A 21,570-nucleotide genomic window follows, 5' to 3' on the forward strand; every position below is an offset into this window, starting at 1 on the left:
GAGTCAACACTTAATTTTAAGTTTCTTTATAAGAAGTTTAAATTCAAGTTTTAATTTGACTGACCAACCTATTCGTTATCGCTACATTCCTTTAAACTCTTACCTTAAAGTATGTTGCTTGCCGTCTGTGTTGGTGGAGGCGCAGTATAGGCAAATCACAAAATTGCGCAAGTGTTTTATTAAAATAAAACGGTTTAAATTTATATTTGTATAAACCCCAACCTAATAGCTCAATAAACAGGCTGCAGCTATCAAAATCTAGGCTTAAACTTATTGTTTCACAAATTTTTATAAATCATATAATAGGTATTAGTCTTAAGTAATATGTATTTTTGAATTAGGAATAAAAATGACAATTCGTGCTTATAAAGGTATTCAACCAAAAATTGGTATTAATACATACGTAGATGATTCAGCCGTTATTGTGGGTCAATTATATCTAGGTAAAGATTCTAGCATTTGGCCTTTAGTGGCAGCCCGAGGTGATGTTAATTACATTCAAATTGGTGAAAGAACCAATATTCAAGATGGTTCTGTTTTACATGTTACTAGAAAATCTGAATTAGTGCCCGATGGATACCCGCTTATTATTGGTGATGATGTCACTGTTGGTCATAAAGCTATGCTACATGGCTGCAAGTTGGGAAACAGAATCTTAGTTGGCATGGGCGCTATTATAATGGATAACGCTATTGTTGAAGATGATGTGATAATAGGTGGAGGCTCTTTAGTGCCCCCAAACAAAAAATTAGAATCTGGTTATTTATATGTTGGTAGCCCTATTAAGCAAGCTCGCCCTTTAACTGAACAAGAGCGTGCTTTTTTAAAGATCTCTGCAGATAATTATGTATTATTGAAAGATGAATATTTAGCAGATTTATAATACATCAATTATTTTAACCAAATTTCACCGAGTTCATTATATTCTTCATTCTCTATGAGCTCGGTTGCTTGATCTTCTAAATCAAACCTATTGTGATTTAAATACTCTTCTACATGTTCACCATCATGTTTAATAAAACAATAAACAATTAGCCCTGAGACAATCGCTTCAAACTGTATCGCTTTTCGATCTGCTATATAAGTATATCGATCGACAAATTGTATCGCTTGATTCATAGTTTATAAGTCACTTTTCAATTTAATTAAAACATCTTCTACATTCGGTTTAGCATTGCGCCATAAATTAAAACTTTCAGCTGCTTGACCAACTAACATACCAATACCATCAATGATTTTCACTTTTTTGTTGTTGGCTTTAACCCAACTTAAGAATGAGGTTACATTTTTTTCATAAAACATATCATATGCGGATTCACAAAACTGGGTATGCATTACATCTAAAGCCGGTAAATCACCTGTTACGCTAGTAGAAGTTGAGTTAATAATTAACTGATATTCATCTTTTGGTAAGGAATCAAAACTTGATGCAGAAATAGTAATGTTTTTTTCTAATGCATATTCTTGAAATGTTTTTACTAATAACTGTGCTTTCTCAACTGTTCTATTAACGATAACAAGTGATCTAGGTTCTTGTTCTAACAAAGGTAAAATAACACCTCTTGCAGCACCACCAGCACCAATTAATAGTATGTTTTTATTTTTTATAGCGACCTTATTTCTCAATAAATCAGCAACTAAACCTGCACCATCTGTATTATCACCTAAAATACTGCCATCATCACATTTCTTTAAAGTATTTACAGCACCAGCAAGCTTAGCTCTTAAAGTCAGGCTATCTGCATATTGAAAAGCTTCTTCTTTAAAAGGTAAGGTGATATTTGCACCAAGGCCCTCACCTTTAAAAAACTCATCCAATGAATCGATAAAGCTATCTCTAGGTGCTAGAATCGCGCGGTAATCAAGCTGATGTCCGACAGATAATGCAAACATTTGATGAATTGTCGGCGACTTTGAATGTTTTATTGGGTTACCAAATACAGCATATGAATCCATTTCAATCCTTTTTATCGTAGTTTTGGAGTTAACTTAACAGATGAACCTTATAAAACGTATTTTCACTAAAGAACAGAAACAAAACAAGCCCCCTGAAAAACCTTCAGTTGAAAAAACACCTTATGAGATTATTGGTGGTGAAGCTGGTGCGCATAACTTATCAAAACGCTTTTACGATATAATGGAGCAAGATGAATACGCACGCCCTTTATTAGAGTTGCACCCGCAACCTTTAGATCGCATTCGCTTTGTATTTTTTGAGTTTTTATCTGGCTGGCTAGGAGGTCCTGATTTATTTACAGAAAAATATGGCCACCCTATGTTACGAAAAAGGCACTTACCTTTTTTAATAGATGAAGAGTTAAGAAATCAGTGGATTTACTGTATGAATAAAGCGCTCGATATTGAAATAGATAACCCTTTACTTCGTCAAAATTTAAAAAAGTCTTTTTTACAATTAGCAACTCACATGATTAACCATGAATAATTTAATCTAGATCAATATCAATCAGCCAGTATTAGCGCATTATATTTTTCCTTATGCTCAGGATAAAATTTATGCGTTCACTCTCTATTCAAAACAAAATTTATATTCTCCTTGCTCTAACAGGTATTTTTGTTTTATTCGCTAGTATTATAAATGGCACTAACCAACAGCAAAAACTAGCCGAGCAAACCATAGAATCAAATATCAAACTACTAGCTGATAATTATTTTGATTCAATTAATACCCTAATGCTTACTGGCACTATGGCAAATAGAGATATTTTAGCCAATAAAATATTAAGTCAAAAAAACATTACCGAAGCTAAAATCATTCGTTCTGAGAAAGTGAATAAATTATATGGCAAAGGCAATGACCACGAAAGCGCTCAATCCCCAGCTGAATTAGCGAGTTTACAAGGTAATGAAAGCTTATTTATCAAAGAAAATGGTAAGCAACGTATTATCACTTACCTAAAACCTATCGTAGCTAGTAATGATTATAAAGGAACTGATTGCTTAGGCTGCCATCAGGCACAAAATGGAGATGTATTAGGTGCAGTCAAAATAAGCTATTCATTAAATAAAATAGATCAAGCAATTAATAAAAACACTTGGTTTAGTGTTGCAATGCTAAGCTGTATTTTTATTGTCGCATTTGTAGTACTAGGTTACTTATTTAGAAAGCTATTTATAAAAAGACTTAAAACCTTAGGCAAAACCATGCGTTTAGCGGCACAAAATAATGACTTAACACTTATCATTAAAGATGATACCAATGATGAACTAGGTCGTTTAGCCAAAAACTTTAATATAATGCTAACTAGTTTTAAGAAAAATATCACGCAAGTATCCAAAACATCTAAAATATTGATCGATTCAGCGGAGCAAATATATTCTTCTGCTGATACCACTGAACAAGCTATTTTAAAACAAAAGCAAGGCACTGAATCTGTCGCAGCAGCTATCAATGAACTAGAAGCTTCATCAGCTGAAGTTAAAAACACCTCTCATTTTGCGTCTGATAAGTCAGATAATAGCAACAAAATGGCTGAGGCAAGCATGGCAATTGCAACACAAACAGAAACCAGCATAAATCAACTGGCTACAGATGTAAGATCTGCAGCAGGACAAGTCGGACAATTACAAAATCAAACACTAGAAGTAGGTAAGGTATTAGAAGTCATAAGCAGCATTGCTGAGCAAACTAACTTACTTGCTTTAAATGCAGCGATTGAAGCTGCTCGAGCAGGCGAAGCTGGCAGAGGATTCGCAGTTGTAGCTGATGAAGTAAGAACCTTAGCAAATAGAACTCATGATTCAACCGATGAAATAAAACGCACTATAGATAAATTACAGCAAGAAGCGAAACGAACAGTTGATGCAATGAGCGAATCTTGTGAAGAAGCAGATCAACGTGCGTTACAAGTACAAAAAGTGGCGCTTTCTTTAAAAGATATATCAGAACAGATGCAAGAAATTAATCAGCTCAATGTACAAATAGCAGATGCCACAGAACAACAAAATTTAGCCGCTGAAGAAATCAATCAAAGTGTTGTTGCAATAAGCGATAACGCGGATACATCTTTAATTGATGCCAATGACAGCAAACAAACCAGTGAAGAACTACTTTGTTTAGCTAAAAACTTAGATGAACAGGTAAAAGCTTTTAAGTTAACGAAATAATATTTTATTAAAGCCAGTTTATTAACTGGCTTTAATATGAATCACTATTTTAGATTACTCGGCTAGCCAATCTCTTGGTTTTAAGTAATCACTATAAAGTTTTGCTTCTAAAGAATCAGCCTCAGGGGAATAGTTATATTCCCAACGTGCTAATGGCGGCATAGACATCAAAATAGACTCAGTACGCCCACCAGTTTGCAAACCAAACAAAGTACCACGGTCCCAAACTAAGTTAAATTCTACATAGCGACCACGGCGGTATAGCTGGAAGTCTCTTTGTTGCTCAGTGAAAGGTGTATCTTTTCTTTTTTCAATAATTGGCACATAGGCATCTAAGAATGAATCACCTACAGATTGCATAAATTCAAAACTTTTCTCAAATCCCATTTTATTTAAATCATCAAAAAATAAACCACCCACACCGCGCGTTTCATCTCTATGTTTTAAATAAAAGTATTCGTCACACCATTTTTTATATTCAGGATAAACTGATTCACCAAATGGATCACAGGCATTTTTAGCGACCGTATGCCAATGCACTACATCTTCCATTTGAGGGTAAAAAGGTGTTAAGTCAAACCCACCACCAAACCACCAAATAGGTGCTTCGCCTTCTTTTTCAGCGATGAAAAATCTCACATTCGCGTGACTGGTTGGAATATGTGGATTTTTCGGATGTATAACAAGAGATACACCACAAGCATGAAAACTACGTCCAGCAAGTTCAGGTCTATGTGCTGTCGCAGATGCTGGCATAGAATCACCATAAACATAAGAGTAATTAACCCCTCCCTGTTCAATAACAGCACCATTTGTAACGACACGCGTTCTGCCACCACCGCCTTGCTCTCTTTGCCAAGCATCTTCAACAAATGCGGCTTCGCCATCAGCTTGCTCTAAACCTTGGCATATACGATCTTGTAAACCTAAGAAATACTCTTTAACTTTTTCTAAACTAACGTTCTGCATATCTTCCTCGATTAACTTCTGATGACCGCACCAGTTATAGCATCTTTTATTTGACTAGGTTTATTACCTCGACCTAATTCACCTTGTACATAAAATAGGTTTCTATCGTTAAAAACCTGTTTAGCTTCTTCGATACCTTTTACTGGATCGCAACCGGCTAGATTTGCACTTGTTGAAACTAAAGGTTTACCAAACTCTGAACATACAGCTTTTACATCTGCATGGTTTGTTACTCTAACTGCTATGCTATCAAATTTTCCGGTAATCCATTTTGGTGCTTTATCTGAAGCAGGTAAAATCCAAGTAACGGCACCAGGCCAAGACGAAAATATTTCAGGTCTTTTATCCATTGGAATTTTACTATCATCAATATATGGTAGTAACTGGCTATAATTATCCGCAATTAAAATAAGACCTTTCTCAACTGAGCGTTGTTTAATCGCCAATAAATCCATAACAGCTTGTTCATTATCTGGATCACAACCTAAACCAAATACAGCTTCTGTTGGATAAAAAATAACAGAACCTTGTTTTAAAGCTGTTATTACATTCAATTCATTATTTAATTCAGTCACTATTTTCTTAACTCTTAAAATTAATCTTTTTGTTTATAACCACATGATTTTTGTGGACACTGTAATTTTTTACCTGACGCCGTCGATTTTTCAATTAAAACCGACCATCCACATTGCGGACAAGCTTGATCTATAGGTAATTGATTTAATATATAGTTACAATCAGGGTAAGCATTACAAGAATAAAAAGTGCGTCCTGATTTATTACTGCGCTTTACTAATTGTCCTGCACTACATTTTGGACATTGAGGTAATTTATCTTCAACGGAATCATCGTTATCATGCGCTATATAGTGACAATCAGGAAAACCTGTACACCCTATAAACATACCATAACGACCATTTTTAACTGCTAGCACTTCACTACATAAAGGACAATGAGAACCATCTAGTACTTTGACTTGCTCAACATCATGTTCAATCAAAGACTTAGTATATTCACAATTAGGATAACTAGCACAGCCAACAAATGGCCCACTTTTACTATGACGAATAACAAGTTCAGATCCACACTCAGGGCATACACCAAACTCTTTTTCTAGAGCATGTTCATGTGCGCTAAAAAGATCATTGTCTATTTTTGTCATAACAATGCCTGCAAAGATAATTAATATAAGGATTATACCTAACAAGGCAAAAAAATACCCTGAAACTATCAGGGTATTATTTATAAAACAGTCTATTTCATCTTTTGTTTATATTAAAAAACATAAATCGTTATTTAAAGTTTAAAAATAGCAAACCAAGTACTCTTAATGTACTTGCCCTCTTCGCTCATCAAAAATCAAATCTTCCATCTGAGCATATGCCCCTTCTTGACCTGGTACATTAAATAACACCATTAATACAACCCACTTTAAATCATCTAAACTAATAACTTCTTTATCTAAGTCAAAAATGCGATCTATCACCATTTCTCGTGTAATGGGGTTAATAAGTGAAACTTGCTCTAGAAACATTAAAAAACTTCTACAAGTAATATCTAATTTATCACATTCTGAATCTGTAAAAATTCGTGTTGAATGTGATGGTGAGCGATTTAAATATGGAAATTCATCGCTATTTTGCAAGTCAGCCAACTGCTCCAACCAATCAAGCGCTTTATATATTTCTGAACTATGAAACCCAGCTCGTTTAAGCTCTTCAGTCAATTCATTCTCTTCAACAAATATGGCTGATTCACTATGAATATAATTTTCAAATAAATACATAAGGATATCGAACATTTTAACATCTCCTTAGTTTAATGTAGCCGTCTATAACACGCGCTATTTTATCTTCTAATTCAAGATCTAATAAACGAGGTAATATTTGTTCTATTGGTAACTGAACCCTCTGTGCAATAACATCAACCGGAGTCACCTCAAATCCAAGCTGCTCTAAAATTGGATCATCTTCCTTAATTTTTTCTTGCTCTCTATTAGTATATAGACAACTTTTTGGAAAAATGCTCACCTCTTCTAATATATCGTCCACATTTTCAATTAATTTAGCCCCCTGCTTAATCAAAAAATGGCACCCTTGAGATAATGAGCTGTGTATGGAGCCTGGCACAGCAAATACTTCCCTATTTTGCTCCAAAGCATATTTAGTTGTGATCAATGAACCACTTTTTATTTCAGCTTCAACCACCACAACACCTAAAGATAATCCTGAAATAATGCGATTTCTTCTTGGAAAGTTACTTGCTTGTGGTTTGCTTCCAGGTAAAAATTCGCTTACTAATAATCCTGAATTTTGTATTTGCTCAAATAAAAAACCATGCCTTTTGGGATAAACCACATCAATACCTGTACCTAACACCGCTATAGTACGTCCTTTTGATGCTAAAGCGCCTTTATGTGCTGCACCATCAATTCCTAAAGCCAAACCAGAAGTAACAGTAAAACCAGTTTCAACTAAATCATAAGCTAGTTGCGATGCAATTGTTAATCCGTTAGGTGTGGCACTGCGACTTCCTACCATAGCTATTTGTGGGCTCGATAATAGGTCGAGTTGACCTTTACAAAATAATAATAACGGTGGACTGGATATTTGCTTTAATGATTCAGGATAGTGAGCATCAAAATAACAAAGCACTTCAATTTTTTGCACTACAATAGAATTGATTATTTGATTGATATAAGACCAATCAGTATTTATGAGGTTTGTTGATATTTTTGCGGTTAAACCAAGCTCTAATAGTTGGTTATATGATTTTGAGGTTAGCTGAGATAATTGTAACTTGTCTTGTAAACGAATTAAAGTCCCAACTCCCAGCCCTTTACATAAATAAAAAGCGAGCCAATTCCCAAGCTCGCTTTTTTTAATATTTTCCATGCTCTCTCCCTAGAGCCTGTCACTATTACTCTACGCTAACAGCATCTCCTACTCTGATAGGCTGTAACGTACCAGTGACTAAGGCGTAACTTAAATTGTTATAAACCTTAAATACCATTAACTCACCAACTTTTTCTTTTGGCATTTTCCAAACAGTGCTATCGGCATTCGCTTCGCTACCAAATAATTCAGCCGCAGAAGCTGCTATTTTTGAAAATCGAGATGAATCTTCCAAATACTTAGGACCATCACTGCCATCTACAACTGTAGGTGATTGACGACGAATATCAAAAATATGCCCCGGTTTTATTTCATCATCAGTGCCAATGTCAATAACAACGACATCTAACTTACTAAACTCTCTTAATTTAGTTGTTGAAGCGATAATAGAACCATCCACTTCTTTCTCTGGTTTAGTTAAATTAAAGAAAGCAGGTAACGATTGACCTTCCATTGCAGGCATTAAAAAGTCACCCGCATGAATTTCACGCTTAGAATTTTTCACACGAACAGATGCCGGCACACCATTATCAATATCGCCATTTCTAAACGCGCGAGCAGTGCCCACTAAAATAGCTTCGTGTGCTAAAGGCTCACCCGTCTCTGGATCGATATAAGCTTCACCTTTACGATAAATACCATAATACTTACTACGTTCTAAATTACCTTTTACATATAAAATATGGCCAGAAACTAAATTTTTAGCACTGGTATTTCCACCTAAAACATAGGGTTTTGTTGCCATGGTTTCTTCATCCATAGCTTGTTCATAGGTTAAATAAGGTCGAATAAGCTCAAGAGGTAAAGTAGGAATAGCACCATCTTTTTTCATGGTTTTACGGCCATGAGGAGATAATTTTTTATATTTTTGATTCATTACAAGCATAGGCTGACCATCAGCATCATAAACCAATGAAAGTGTATCGCCTGGATAAATTAAATGCGGATTATCAATTTGAGGATTAAATCGCCATAGTTTAGGCCACAACCAAGGTTGCTCTAAATAAATGGCAGAAATATCCCAAAGCGTATCGCCTTTTTTAACTACATACTGCTCAGGCGCATTATTTTTAACTTTCAAAATATCTGCGATAGCTGGAAAAGCCATCGACAATGAAAGCGCTATAGCGGCAATTTTTTTAATCATAAAAGCTTCCTTTGGTCTTTTCTTTTATTATTATTGACCTAAACCTGTAAAAAATGAACACGAATGGCTAAAATACAAACATTAGCATAATCTAGAGTTTTAAGCACAGCTTTAAAAGGTAAATATGGCAATTTTAGAAGTATTACGTTTCCCTGATGAACGTCTACGCACTATCGCAAAAAAAGTAACACAAGTCGATGATTCAATAAGAAAGATTGTTGATGACATGTTTGACACTATGTACGAAGAAAACGGTGTTGGTTTAGCTGCTACTCAAGTTAATATCCACCAGCGCATAGTTGTAATGGATGTTTCTGAAGAGCGAGATGAAAGAATCGTTTTGATTAATCCTGAAATAATTAAACAATCAGGTAGCACAATCAGCGAAGAAGGCTGTTTATCAGTACCCGAAGCTCATGCAAAAGTAGACAGAGCTGAATTTGTGACTGTTAAAGCATTAGATGCACAAGGTGCAGAATTTGAAATGGATGCAGATGAGCTATTAGCGATATGCATTCAACACGAATTAGATCATTTAGTTGGTAAACTGTTTATTGATTATTTATCACCACTCAAGCGTCAACGCATTCGTAAAAAATTAGAAAAAGAAGCTAAGCTAGCCGCTAAAGAAGCAGCTCAAAGCTAGAAAAAATAGCGACTCTATTTTAACGGCCACACAGTGGCCTTATATAATGATGCTTTGCATTTTTATAACCAAAGGAAATTTTAGTGACACAACCTTTACGCATTGTTTTTGCGGGCACGCCTGATTTTGCAGCTCGCCACCTTCAAGCTCTTATAGATTCTCAGCATCAAGTTATTGCTGTATATAGCCAACCAGATCGCCCTGCTGGACGTGGTAAAAAACTAAAAGCAAGTGAAGTTAAGCAACTTGCTGTTGAAAATAATATTGATGTTTATCAACCTGAATCATTAAAAGTTGAAAGTGAACAGCAAATATTAGCCGATTTAAACGCTGATATTATGGTTGTTGTTGCTTATGGGTTAATTTTACCGCAAACCATTTTAGATACACCTCGCTTAGGCTGTATCAATGTTCATGGCTCTATATTGCCTCGCTGGCGCGGTGCTGCGCCTATTCAAAGAGCAATATGGGCAGGCGATAAAGAATCTGGCGTCACGATAATGCAAATGGATTTAGGTTTAGATACTGGAGATATGCTCAATATTACCACTTGCGATATCAACCAAGATGAAACGAGTGCCTCTCTTTATACAAAATTAGCCCAATTAGGCCCTAAAGCGTTAATAGAAACACTAGCAGAAATTGCAAGCGGCACGGCTAAAGCTGTTGTTCAAGATGAAGCAAAAGCTAATTACGCTCACAAGCTATCTAAACAAGAAGCTGATATAGACTGGTCTATGGATGCAGAACAAATAGAGCGAAATATTCGCTCATTTAATCCTTGGCCGGTATGTTTCACCCAAATGTCAGGTAATACCGTTAAAATTTATCAAGCGAAAGTTGTCGAGTTAACAGGTGAGCCAGGCACAGTTTTAGCAAGTGATAAAACAGGCATCACCATAGCAACTGGTAAAAATGCGATTAAAATAGAACAACTACAACCTCAAGGTAAAAAACCTATGTCTGCACAAGATTTTTTAAATGGTCGGGCTGATTGGGTCGAAATTAATAGTGTTATTGGTAACAAAGGTGAAAACGAATGAGCGATGTAAGAGCTTTAGCAGCTGAAGTTATTTATCAAGTTATCATAGAAAAGCAATCTCTTAATCAAGCTTTACCTGCTGCTAGCACCAAAGTTGCCGTTAAAGACAAAGCTTTATTACAGCAACTTTGTTATGGCGTATTGCGTCACTATTCAAGCTTAGAGTTTTACTGCTCTAAATTATTAAGCAAGCCATTAAAAGGTAAACAAAAAGTATTTGAATTTTTACTTTATGTTGGCATATATCAATTACAACATATGCGTACACCACCACATGCAGCAGTTGCTGAAACCGTAAATGCATTAACAACTTTAAATGCAACTGGCTTAAAAGGTTTAATCAATGCCGTTTTACGTAATTTTCAACGAAAACAATCAGAATTAGAAGCCCAAGCTGATGAGATTAACGCATGTCGTTATAACCACCCAGGCTGGTTTATCAATCAAGTTAAAGCTGCTTACCCTGAAAAATGGCAGCAAATTTTAGAAGCGAACCAACTACAAGCTCCAATGTGGTTACGTGTAAATCAAGCACAACATGGTACTGCGCAGTACAGTGAAAAGCTAAATCAAGAAAATATAGCGCATAAATTACAAGATGGTTTTGATGATGCTATTTTATTAGATAAACCATGTGATGTATTTAGCTTGCCTGAGTTTGAAACTGGCGGCAGCTCAGTACAAGATGGTGCAGCGCAAATCGCAGCAAGATTATTAGATCCACAAGATGGTGACTATATACTTGATGCATGTGCAGCACCAGGCGGTAAAACATGTCATTTATTAGAGCTTGCAAAAGTAGAAGTATTAGCTTTAGATGCTGACGCTAAAAGATTAGAACGTGTACAAGAAAACTTAACCCGCATTGGTTTAGAAGCAAAATTAACCTGTGCAGATGCATCAAAACCAGATGATTGGTTTGATGGTAAACAATTTGACCGCATTTTATTAGATGTGCCATGTTCAGCGACAGGTGTAATACGTCGCCACCCAGATATCAAATGGTTACGCAGATCAGATGACATTGAAAAGCTAGCTAAATTACAAGGGCAAATTTTGCAAGAAATATGGCCTTTATTAAAACCAGGTGGTACTTTGCTGTACGCTACCTGTTCAGTTTTACCTCAAGAAAACAAAAATCAAATTTTGAATTTCCTTGAACAACAAACTGATGCAGAACATATTGCAATAAACTCTGATGATACTTTAACCACTCCAGGATGGCAGTTACTGCCAGATCTTACTGATGGTTTTTATTATGCAAAGTTAACTAAAAAGCACTCTTAATAAAAATAATAAATATTTGGTAGATCATGAAAATTATCATTTTAGGCGCGGGTCAGGTTGGCGGCACTTTAGCTGAAAATCTGGTTGGTGAAAAAAACGAAATCACAGTTATAGATATTAACGGTGATAAACTTCACCAACTTCAAGATAAATACGACTTACAAGTTGTAACTGGACATAGCGCCCACCCTGATATTTTACGCCAAGCCGGAGCTGAAGACGCAGATATGATCATTGCGGTAACCAGTTCCGATGAAGTAAACATGATCGCCTGTCAAATAGCCTATAGTATCTTTAATACGCCAACAAAAATTGCCCGTATTCGTTCAGAGCAATATTTACGTTATAAAGAAAAGTTATTTCATAACCATGATTTACCTGTAGATCACTATATCGCACCTGAGCAGCTAGTTACTAAATACATACGTCGTTTAATTGATTATCCAGGCGCTTTACAAGTTTTACAGTTTGCTGAAGGTAAGTTATCTTTAGTCGCAGTAAAAGCTTACTACGGTGGCTTATTAGTTGGTTATGCGCTTTCGACATTAAAAGAGCACATTCCAAATGTTGAAACCCGTGTAGCAGCTATTTACCGTCAAGGCAGACCAATAAAACCTTTAGGTACCACAGTCATTGAAGCCGATGATGAAATATTTTTTATTGCTGCAACTAAACATATACGCGCAGTAATGAGTGAACTGCAAAAACTTGAACAATCTTATAAAAAAATAATGATTGTTGGTGGTGGTAATATAGGTGCGGGTTTAGCCCGTTCTTTAGAGAAAAACCACACAGTTAAATTGATTGAACGTAATCCAGCACGTGCTGCACAATTGTCTGAGCAATTGGATAAAACAATTGTATTTTGTGGTGATGCATCCGATCAGGAATTACTATCTGAAGAACATATAGAGCAGGTTGATGTATTTATTGCGGTAACCAATGATGATGAAGCTAACATCATGGCTGCTATGCTAGCAAAACGTATGGGCGCACAAAAAACTATGGTACTAATTCAACGTAGTGCCTATGTTGATTTAGTACAAAGTGGCGAAATTGATATTGCCATTTCTCCGCAACAAGCCACTATATCAGCGCTGCTTACTCATGTACGCCGTGGCGATATCGTCAATGTTTATTCATTGCGTAAAGGTGCAGCTGAAGCTATAGAAGCAGTTGCCCATGGTGATAAAAACACTTCTAAAGTAGTAGGTAAAGCAATTAGAGATATCAAGTTACCTGCAGGTACAACCATAGGTGCAATTGTCAGAAATGATGATGTACTCATTGCCCATGATAGTACTGTGATTGAATCAGGTGATCACGTGATCATGTTCTTGATCGATAAAAAGCATATCTATGTGGTAGAAAAACTATTCCAAGTAAGCGCTATATTTATGTAACTATTTATATGTAGCACATAATAAAAAAGCGCAATTTAATCGCGCTTTTTTGTTTTTATCCCCGCCAAAATGTAGGGGTAAACAGTACCAATAGGGTAAATATCTCTAAACGACCAAATACCATCGCTATGGTTAAAATCCACTTTGCGGTATCTGTAATATCACCAAAGTGGGAAGCAACATCACCTAATCCTGGGCCTAAGTTATTTAAACAGGCTGCAGTCGCTGAAAACGCAGTGATATTATCCATGCCCGTGCCCATTAACATCAACATGATAATGACAAATACCAAAGCATAAGCTGAGAAGAAGCCCCAAACCGCTTCAACTACTTTATCTGGTAGTGCTTTACGTCCAAGCTTTATTGAATATATCGCTCTAGGATGCACCAGACGGTTTAATTCTCGTATGCCTTGTAAATATAATAGGAATACGCGAACAACCTTCATACCGCCCCCTGTTGAACCTGCACAGCCACCAATAAAGCTCGAAAATATTAATAACATAGGTAAAAATATAGGCCAGGCCGAAAAGTTATCTGTAGCAAAACCCGCAGTGGTACTAATTGAAACAGCCTGAAATATCGCTTGATTTAATGTTTCATCACCACTTTCAAACATATTATGCGAAGACAACACCGCAAAACAAACCAAAACTAATGCAGCTTGAATAAACAAGAATGCTTTCAATTCTGGATCTCTAATGTAACTTCTTAAGTTTCGATTTGCGACTACCGCATAATGTAATGAAAAGTTCACTGCGGCTATCAATAAAAAGAACACACATATCATATTTATGAGTGGGCTATTAAAGTGACCCATAGATGCATCATAAGTAGAAAAACCACCAATTGCGATAGTAGAAAAAGCATGACAAATCGCATCAAACCATCCCATTCCCGCACTCCAATAAGCTAAAGTACAAGCTAAAGTAAGTGATACATATATATACCAAAGGTGTTTTGCCGTATCAGCGATACGCGGCGTCATTTTAGAGTCTTTCACCGGACCCGGTGTTTCAGCCCTATAAAGCTGCATGCCACCAACTCCTAACATAGGTAAAACAGCAACAGCTAATACAATGATCCCCATACCACCTAACCACTGTAATTGCTGACGATAAAACAATACTGATTTAGGAAGGAACTCTATGCCAGTTAAAACAGTTGCGCCTGTAGTAGTTAAACCCGAAAAAGATTCAAATACCGCATCAGCTAAAGATAAATTTGGCTCTTCAAGAAATATCAAAGGTAGAGAACCAAACGCACCTAATACCAACCAGAATAAAACAACAATCAAAAACCCTTCTCGGGCTTTTAAATCTGCTTTTTCACTTCTATTAGGATACCAAGTCAATAAACCTATGATGACACTAAATACAAAGGCAAGAACAAAAGGAAAACCACCACCATCTTTATAAATCAAAGAGACAAGTGCAGGAGGGATCATAGTGACACTGAAAAGCGCAACCAATAACCCGAGGATTCTGATAATAGTACGAAACTGCATTAGATAATATTTATCCTACATACCGATTTTATTCGGAAGTAATTAATGCATATAGATTACTTTAAATTGACTTAAAAAATAACAGTTAACAAATTATTCTTTTAACTTAAATTCAACTCTTGCATTTGTTTTCTCAAATACTTCAGCTAAAGCACGCGCGACTTCCCTGCTATCAATTTTTATTTGCCAAGCAATTTGAGCTGTAAATGTTTTTTCAATATCTAAAACTGTATAAGCCGTTAATATATTTTCAATCAATCCTTGATGACTATACTCTGAAATACCATAAATTATTGCTTCAGGAATTTTAGTCTCGGTTGTCAATTCCAGCATGGCATTATTTAAGCTGCCACCATATGCACGAACAAGACCACCCGTACCAAGTTTAATGCCACCAAAATAACGTGTTACCACCGCTGTAATTTCACCTAATCCAGACCCCATTAACACATTTAGCATAGGCTTGCCTGCGGTACCGTTAGGTTCACCATCATCAGAAAAACCAAAAACATGACTACCACTCGGTTCACCAGCAACATGTGCCCAACAGTTGTGCCTTGCATCAGGATATTTAATACCAATACTCTTAATAAATGCTTTCGCTGACTCTAAATCTGGCGTGTGTGCGATATGTACAATAAATTTACTTTTTTTGATATCTTCTTGATAAAAAACAGATGTAGAAGGGATTTTATATTCTTGTGACATGGCTTTAATCTATAATTTATAGCGTGGCTAAAGCCGCGCCGACTCTGGTAAATAGGCAGTAAGCGGTAATTTCTCATATAAAAAATTACCGCCTACAAAAATAACTAGACTAACTTTAAGTCTCGAGTCATATTTTCATTATGATCACGATGAACAATAATATTATCTTCAATTCTAATGCCGCCATAAGGCTTAAACTCAGCTACTTTATCCCAATTAATGTACTGGTTATTATCTGTTTTAGATAAGTCTCCTAGTAATGAGTCAATAAAGTATAAACCTGGTTCAATGGTAAATACTTGGTTCACTTCTATTGTACGTGTACAACGTAAGAAAGGATGACCTTCAGGAGCAGCTTGATGTGTACCGCGTTCATCAGCCATAAAACCGCCCATATCATGTACTTGTAAACCTAAGTGATGCCCTAAGCCATGTGGGAAGAAAGTTTTAGTGATGCCTTTTTCAATGATGGCTTCAGCAGATAAATTGACAATATTAAATTGTGATAATAATTTTGCGATACGCATATGACAATCAACATGCAAATCACCATATTTAACACCCGGCTTTAACCCCTCACACATTTGTAATTGCTGTGCATTTAATTCACTGATCAGTTCTGCAAATTGACCTGATTTATTAAAATCATATGTACGTGTAATATCTGATGCATAACCATTAAAACTTGCTCCAGCATCAATTAAAAATGAACGTATCGTTTTAGGAGCTAGCTGATCAAAATGTGTGTAATGTAAAATTGCACAGTTTTCATTTAATGCCACGATATTATCGTAAGGTACTTCATTCGCACCTTGGCGTGTCGCTAATAAATACGCATTTTGAATATCAAACTCAGAACCGCCAGCAAAAAAAGCATCTTTAGCTGCTTGATGACCATTAACACCTAAACGGTTAGCTTCACGTAAACATACATGTTCATAAGCTGTTTTATATGCCCTATGATAGTGAATATAATTTAGTACTGGTTCAGGGTTTAATTCTTTAAATCCTAACGCTTTAGCAACTTCTACATATTCACCTAAGTAAGCATATTTTTCTTTATCATAAGGTAATAACTGTTCGACTTGATCTGGTACCTGCAATAATTGAATATCAAAATATTCAGCCCAGTAATCACTTGGTTCATCTGGCACTTTATGCCAAAAATCTACTGGACGATAAAAAATTAATTTTGGTTTATCAGTACCATTTAGTACTAACCAACAATGTGGATTATCTACAACCGGTAACCAAGCTTTAAAATGCGGGTTAACTTTAAACGGATAGCTCATATCATCTAAAAATTGACGTTTTGCTTGACCCGAATGAATAACTAAACCTTCAAGTCCTTCTCGCTCTAAAAGCGTTTTAGTTCGTTGCTGTAAAGTTGAAATATGTTCAGCATATAAAGAAGCGAGTTTATCCATTATTTTTTCCTAAATGTGTGAAATTAAAATAATAACGATTTTTGTCAGTTTAACACATGATAATTATTGATAAACCATGCATCATTTTTGAATTTTCATCGTGAGTAAATCATCAAATAAATTGTCAGTTTTACCCATTCTTGTGTGGTAAACCTGCCTATAAGCAAATACATTTTTCACGTAATCACGGGTTTCACGATATGGAATAGACTCTATCCATAAATCAACGGCGATAGGATCTTTAGGTAGCCATCTTTTCACGCGATGATAACCCGCATTATAAGAAGCCGTTGCCAAAATCTCATTGCCATTATTCTTACGTTTTAAATAACTTAAATATTGCGACCCCAACTTAATATTTGTTTTTGGATCATAAAGTTTTCTACGTGAAATACTTGACTTAGAAATATATTTAGCGGTACTTGGTAATATTTGCATTAAACCTAAAGCACCCGCATGGGAATTTGCATCTGGCGCAAAAGAGCTTTCTCTTCGAGAAATAGCATAACTCCATGTGATATCTATTTTACTTTTATGACTATACCTTTTAAATAAACTTTCAAAAGCCTCAGGAAAGCGCAAATCTAAATGGTGAAATTTTTTAAGTTGCGCCATTGTATAAATCACACGGTCATGCCAGTCTAATTGACTGCCTAATTGTGCAGCTGCTAACTTTTCTTCTTTTGAGGAAGTATTAATTAAATAATTCCATTCACGTCTAGAAGAAGTGGTACGTTTTAATTCAGCTAACGCCTTTGCTCGTATAAAACCAGGCGCTTGAGATACTTTTTCAATTAATAATGGTGCGATTACAGTTTCTTGATATTGCATTTGCGCAGGTAAACTTAATCTTGCAGCTGCCATAAAACCATAATAATTACGTTTCTTTGCAATTTCAGACCAAAGAGATTCTGCTTTTTGCTTTTTGCCTTGCTGCTGGTACGAATAAGCTAACCAATAGTATTGACCATTAGATAAATTTTCTTTACCGGTAAAGTACGCAATAATACCAGGCCAATCACTATTTTGTAGCATATTAGTCAACTGCCATTGCATCAGCTTTTTATCGTGTTTTTCAACGGCGACTTTGTTTAACCAAAACTTAGCTTCTTTATGCTTAGAAGATGCCAATGCCAAAGCAAAAGTATAATAAACCCCCTGCTTTTGTTGTTCAGTGAATTTAAATTTCACATCTAGTTTTCGCCAAGCACGCAAAGCTAAATCATCATCGCGCCAAATTAAGCGCTTAATACCATAAATAGCAATTTCAGCTTCTTTTAGATTGGCATTTTTAAACCGATATAAACCCGCAGATGCTGATGGGTCTTTTCGCATTTTATGATACAAGTCAGCTAGGTATTGCTCATTTTTAGGAAGTTGTAATTTAAGATAAGGAATTAAAGTATGCTTTCCTTTTTGTGCAGCTAACGTCAGCCTTTGCCATATACGCTCTTGCGTCATATAACCTTGTTTACGCCACTTTTTAAATAAAGCATCACACTCTTTTGGTTGAGATTTTCCAACAACCCATAAATCTGTCACTTGTTGCAATATGGCGCTTTGAGGCGCACCTAATTGCAATTGATAATTTAGATTTGTACAAGTTAAAGCCGCACTTCTTGTTGGCTTAAAATACTTAATAAAAAGCGCTTTTTTATTTCTCTTTTTTAAATTATTTAACCAAGCTCTACGTACAGGCCACTCTAATGGTGACCCTTGATAAATATTTAAAAAAGATTCTATATCGGCTTCATTAGATAAATAAGGATACTTTTTTAAATATGCCATTTTCACATAAGGCTTTAATGGGTGATCTAAATTAGCTAAAGCTTTTTGGTATCTTTTTTTATTGCCCGATAAAGCCGCTTTTTCTGCTGAAATAAAAGCTTTATGTTCTACAGGAATTGCATCAGCTGAAAAACTAGCAAGTGAAATACTAGAAAATAGCGCAGCTGAAATAAAAAGTTTTTTAATAATCGTCACTAAAAAATAATCCTTATGAATATTCTCTAACCCTACTAAATTAGCACTTTATCAAACGATCTTAATAAAGAATTTAAAATGCGCTGAATAACTGACCTTAACATGTAGTTTTTAACCAAATGTTAAGAAACAGAGAAAATTTATTGCTATTTTTATTTAAAGAGGCGAAACTGCATAAAAACCACACTCATCGTACCAGTTAATTTTACTTCTTAACTACAGTTTGAGTTAGAAGAATAACCAGGGAGATAAAAATGTTATATAAAAGCGATAGCTTTGAAGTTACCTTCATCGAAGACGCGATTACAAAAAAATCAATTGCCGAATTTAAATTTTGTGTACCAGGCTCTGTCAATAAATTATCACAACAAACACTTCAAGAATGTGGTGTTGCATTTGCTGAACTTTCTAAACGTGATGATATTCAGGGCATGGTTTTTACCAGTGATAAAGATCACTTTATTATCGGTGCTGATATTTTTGAATTTTTACCTACTTTTGATTTACCACAAGAACAATTAACTCAGTGGATTAAAAATGCGACTGACGTATTTGATGCACTTGAAGACTTACCTTTTCCAACAGTAAGCGCAGTAAATGGTATGGCACTAGGCGGAGGTTGTGAGTGGGTTTTAGCAACAGATTACCGTGTAGCCAGTGATGATGTAAAAATTGGTTTACCTGAAGTACGTTTAGGCATTATGCCTGGCTTTGGTGGCACAGTACGTTTACCACGTATTATAGGCGCTGATAACGCAATGACTTGGATCACCACAGGTAAAGAGCATAAAGCAAAACCAGCTTTAGCTGTTGGTGCACTTGATAGCGTAGTAGCAAAAGATAAATTATATAGCTCAAGCATTAAAGTACTAGAACAAGCAATTGATGGTAAGTTAGATTGGCAAACAAAGCGTGCACAAAAGCTAGCACCACTTGCTATGAATAAACTAGAACAGGGTATGAGTTTTGCGACAGCCCAAGGTATGGTTTTTGGTAAAACGAAAGGCCATTACCCTTCACCATTAATGGCGATTAAAACATTAAAAGCAGCTGCTAATAGTGAACGTACTGAAGCGATGGCAATTGAAAATGCTAATTTTGCAGCACTGGCTAAAACAGATGAAGCAGCCGCTCAAGTAGGTATTTTCTTAGCAGATCAATACTTAAAGAACAAAGCACGCAAACAAGCAAAAACAAGTACAACTGATATTAAACAAGCAGCTGTTGTTGGTGCAGGTATTATGGGTGGTGGTATTGCATATCAATCTGCCTATAAAGGCACGCCAATTATCATGAAAGATATTGCACAAAGTGCATTAGATTTAGGCATGGGCGAAGCGTCAAAACTACTTGGTAAACAAGTAGAACGTGGTCGTATGAAATTAGATAAAATGGTAAAAACTCTATCTTCTATCAAACCGACGCTAAACGATTCAGACCTCAATACAGCTAATATTGTTGTTGAAGCTGTTGTTGAAAACCCTAAAGTAAAACAAGCTGTTTTAGCTAAGCTAGAACAAGATATGCCAGAAGGCACTGTTTTAACGTCAAATACATCTACGATTCAAATAGATGAATTAGCAAGCGCGTTAACAAAACCTGAAAACTTCTGTGGTATGCATTTCTTTAACCCAGTTCATCGTATGCCTTTAGTTGAAATCATTCGTGGTAAAGATACTTCAGATGAAACGATTGGTGCCGTTGTTGATTACGCTTTAAAACTTGGTAAGTCGCCAATCGTTGTAAATGACTGCCCAGGATTTTTCGTAAACCGTGTTTTATTTCCTTACTTTGCTGGTTTTAACCAACTTGTTGTTGAAGGTGCTAACTTCGCTAAAGTTGATAAAGTAATGGAAAATATATTTGGCTGGCCCATGGGTCCTGGTTATTTACTAGATGTTGTTGGACTAGATACAGCAAACCATTGTACGGGTGTTATGGCTGCTGGTTTCCCTGAACGTATGGCAATTCAAGAAAAAGACCCTGTTGCATTATTTGCTAACAATAATCGTTTTGGTCAAAAGAATTCAGCTGGTTTCTATCAATATGTACCAGATAGAAAAGGCCGTCCACAAAAGAAAAACGATCCAGCAGCAATTGAATTATTAAACTCAATTTGTGATTCAGAAAAAGAGTTTTCTAAACAAGAAATTATAGACCGATGTATGATCCCTATGCTAAATGAAGTTTTACTTTGTTTACAAGAAGATATTATTGCATCTCCGCAAGAAGCAGATATGGCACTTATTTACGGTATCGGCTTCCCTCCATTCAGAGGCGGCGCATTCCGTTACTTAGATCAAGTTGGTTTAGCTAATTTTGTAGCAACTGCCGATAAATATGCTGATTTAGGTGCAATTTACCAAGTATCAGATTTAACACGTCAATGGGCTGAACAAGGCCGTAAATTTTATCAAGTAGAGGGCGTATAA

20 protein-coding genes are annotated in these 21,570 nt (G+C 35.8%); 8 read left to right on the forward strand and 12 right to left on the reverse strand.

What is annotated here, in order from left to right:
* The first annotated feature begins 349 nt into the window (after positions 1–349).
* A complete protein-coding gene (locus tag KO527_RS19480) occupies positions 350–883 on the forward strand; it encodes a gamma carbonic anhydrase family protein (RefSeq protein WP_216041936.1) in 534 nt (177 codons plus the stop codon).
* A gap of 8 nt (positions 884–891) precedes the next feature.
* Here the strand turns inward: KO527_RS19480 and KO527_RS19485 are convergent, their stop codons facing one another.
* Both KO527_RS19485 and aroE read right to left on the reverse strand, forming a co-directional pair.
* Complete coding sequence (locus tag KO527_RS19485) at positions 892–1,119, reverse strand: DUF1488 domain-containing protein (RefSeq protein ID WP_216041937.1); 228 nt, start codon at positions 1,117–1,119, stop codon at positions 892–894.
* A 3-nt stretch (positions 1,120–1,122) separates the two neighbouring features.
* Positions 1,123–1,956, reverse strand: coding sequence for a shikimate dehydrogenase (gene aroE / locus KO527_RS19490; protein ID WP_216041938.1), 834 nt, complete (start codon positions 1,954–1,956; stop codon positions 1,123–1,125).
* Between the two features lie 40 nt (positions 1,957–1,996).
* Here aroE and KO527_RS19495 point away from each other — a divergent pair, with 40 nt between their 5' ends.
* Positions 1,997–2,443: a group II truncated hemoglobin gene (locus KO527_RS19495; RefSeq protein WP_216041939.1), complete on the forward strand. Its 447-nt coding sequence runs from the start codon at positions 1,997–1,999 to the stop codon at positions 2,441–2,443.
* Between the two features lie 71 nt (positions 2,444–2,514).
* A complete protein-coding gene (locus tag KO527_RS19500; RefSeq protein ID WP_216041940.1) occupies positions 2,515–4,125 on the forward strand; it encodes a methyl-accepting chemotaxis protein in 1,611 nt (536 codons plus the stop codon).
* Between the two features lie 54 nt (positions 4,126–4,179).
* Here the strand turns inward: KO527_RS19500 and hemF are convergent, their stop codons facing one another.
* The 6 genes from hemF to KO527_RS19530 all read right to left on the reverse strand — a co-directional run bounded on the left by hemF (position 4,180) and on the right by KO527_RS19530 (position 9,135).
* Positions 4,180–5,094, reverse strand: coding sequence for an oxygen-dependent coproporphyrinogen oxidase (gene hemF / locus KO527_RS19505; RefSeq protein WP_216041941.1), 915 nt, complete (start codon positions 5,092–5,094; stop codon positions 4,180–4,182).
* An 11-nt stretch (positions 5,095–5,105) separates the two neighbouring features.
* Positions 5,106–5,669, reverse strand: coding sequence for a Sua5/YciO/YrdC/YwlC family protein (locus KO527_RS19510; protein ID WP_216041942.1), 564 nt, complete (start codon positions 5,667–5,669; stop codon positions 5,106–5,108).
* A gap of 20 nt (positions 5,670–5,689) precedes the next feature.
* Positions 5,690–6,256, reverse strand: a complete 567-nt coding sequence (locus KO527_RS19515) for a topoisomerase DNA-binding C4 zinc finger domain-containing protein (RefSeq protein WP_216041943.1) — start codon at positions 6,254–6,256, stop codon at positions 5,690–5,692.
* A gap of 165 nt (positions 6,257–6,421) precedes the next feature.
* The gene (locus tag KO527_RS19520; RefSeq protein ID WP_216041944.1) at positions 6,422–6,895 is read right to left on the reverse strand and encodes a DUF494 family protein; all 474 of its coding nucleotides are present in this window, start codon (positions 6,893–6,895) and stop codon (positions 6,422–6,424) included.
* A gap of 1 nt (position 6,896) precedes the next feature.
* Positions 6,897–7,988, reverse strand: a complete 1,092-nt coding sequence (gene dprA, locus KO527_RS19525; RefSeq protein ID WP_216041945.1) for a DNA-processing protein DprA — start codon at positions 7,986–7,988, stop codon at positions 6,897–6,899.
* Between the two features lie 25 nt (positions 7,989–8,013).
* A complete protein-coding gene (locus tag KO527_RS19530; RefSeq protein ID WP_216041946.1) occupies positions 8,014–9,135 on the reverse strand; it encodes a LysM domain-containing protein in 1,122 nt (373 codons plus the stop codon).
* Between the two features lie 124 nt (positions 9,136–9,259).
* On the opposite strand from KO527_RS19530, the gene def reads away from it, so the two are divergent.
* The 4 genes from def to trkA all read left to right on the forward strand — a co-directional run bounded on the left by def (position 9,260) and on the right by trkA (position 13,513).
* The gene (def, locus tag KO527_RS19535; protein WP_216041947.1) at positions 9,260–9,781 is read left to right on the forward strand and encodes a peptide deformylase; all 522 of its coding nucleotides are present in this window, start codon (positions 9,260–9,262) and stop codon (positions 9,779–9,781) included.
* Positions 9,782–9,864: 83 nt separating this feature from the next.
* Positions 9,865–10,824: a methionyl-tRNA formyltransferase gene (gene fmt / locus KO527_RS19540; RefSeq protein ID WP_216041948.1), complete on the forward strand. Its 960-nt coding sequence runs from the start codon at positions 9,865–9,867 to the stop codon at positions 10,822–10,824.
* Positions 10,821–12,110: a 16S rRNA (cytosine(967)-C(5))-methyltransferase RsmB gene (rsmB, locus tag KO527_RS19545; RefSeq protein WP_216041949.1), complete on the forward strand. Its 1,290-nt coding sequence runs from the start codon at positions 10,821–10,823 to the stop codon at positions 12,108–12,110. Before fmt ends, rsmB begins: the two co-directional genes overlap by 4 nt.
* Positions 12,111–12,136: 26 nt before the next feature.
* On the forward strand, positions 12,137–13,513 hold the full coding sequence (gene trkA / locus KO527_RS19550; protein ID WP_042147657.1) for a Trk system potassium transporter TrkA: 1,377 nt from the start codon (positions 12,137–12,139) through the stop codon (positions 13,511–13,513).
* 55 nt (positions 13,514–13,568) lie between these two features.
* Here trkA and KO527_RS19555 read toward each other — a convergent pair whose 3' ends face one another.
* From KO527_RS19555 to KO527_RS19570, 4 genes are all read right to left on the reverse strand, one after another.
* Positions 13,569–15,020, reverse strand: a complete 1,452-nt coding sequence (locus KO527_RS19555) for a TrkH family potassium uptake protein (RefSeq protein WP_042147661.1) — start codon at positions 15,018–15,020, stop codon at positions 13,569–13,571.
* A gap of 93 nt (positions 15,021–15,113) precedes the next feature.
* A complete protein-coding gene (locus KO527_RS19560) occupies positions 15,114–15,728 on the reverse strand; it encodes a YigZ family protein (RefSeq protein ID WP_216041950.1) in 615 nt (204 codons plus the stop codon).
* Between the two features lie 104 nt (positions 15,729–15,832).
* Positions 15,833–17,155: a Xaa-Pro dipeptidase gene (gene pepQ, locus KO527_RS19565; RefSeq protein ID WP_216041951.1), complete on the reverse strand. Its 1,323-nt coding sequence runs from the start codon at positions 17,153–17,155 to the stop codon at positions 15,833–15,835.
* Between the two features lie 81 nt (positions 17,156–17,236).
* Complete coding sequence (locus KO527_RS19570; protein WP_354668645.1) at positions 17,237–19,090, reverse strand: transglycosylase SLT domain-containing protein; 1,854 nt, start codon at positions 19,088–19,090, stop codon at positions 17,237–17,239.
* Positions 19,091–19,392: 302 nt separating this feature from the next.
* On the opposite strand from KO527_RS19570, the gene fadB reads away from it, so the two are divergent.
* Complete coding sequence (gene fadB, locus KO527_RS19575; protein ID WP_216041952.1) at positions 19,393–21,570, forward strand: fatty acid oxidation complex subunit alpha FadB; 2,178 nt, start codon at positions 19,393–19,395, stop codon at positions 21,568–21,570.

Source organism: Pseudoalteromonas sp. C2R02, from assembly GCF_018860845.1.
Classification (GTDB): Bacteria; Pseudomonadota; Gammaproteobacteria; order Enterobacterales; family Alteromonadaceae; genus Pseudoalteromonas.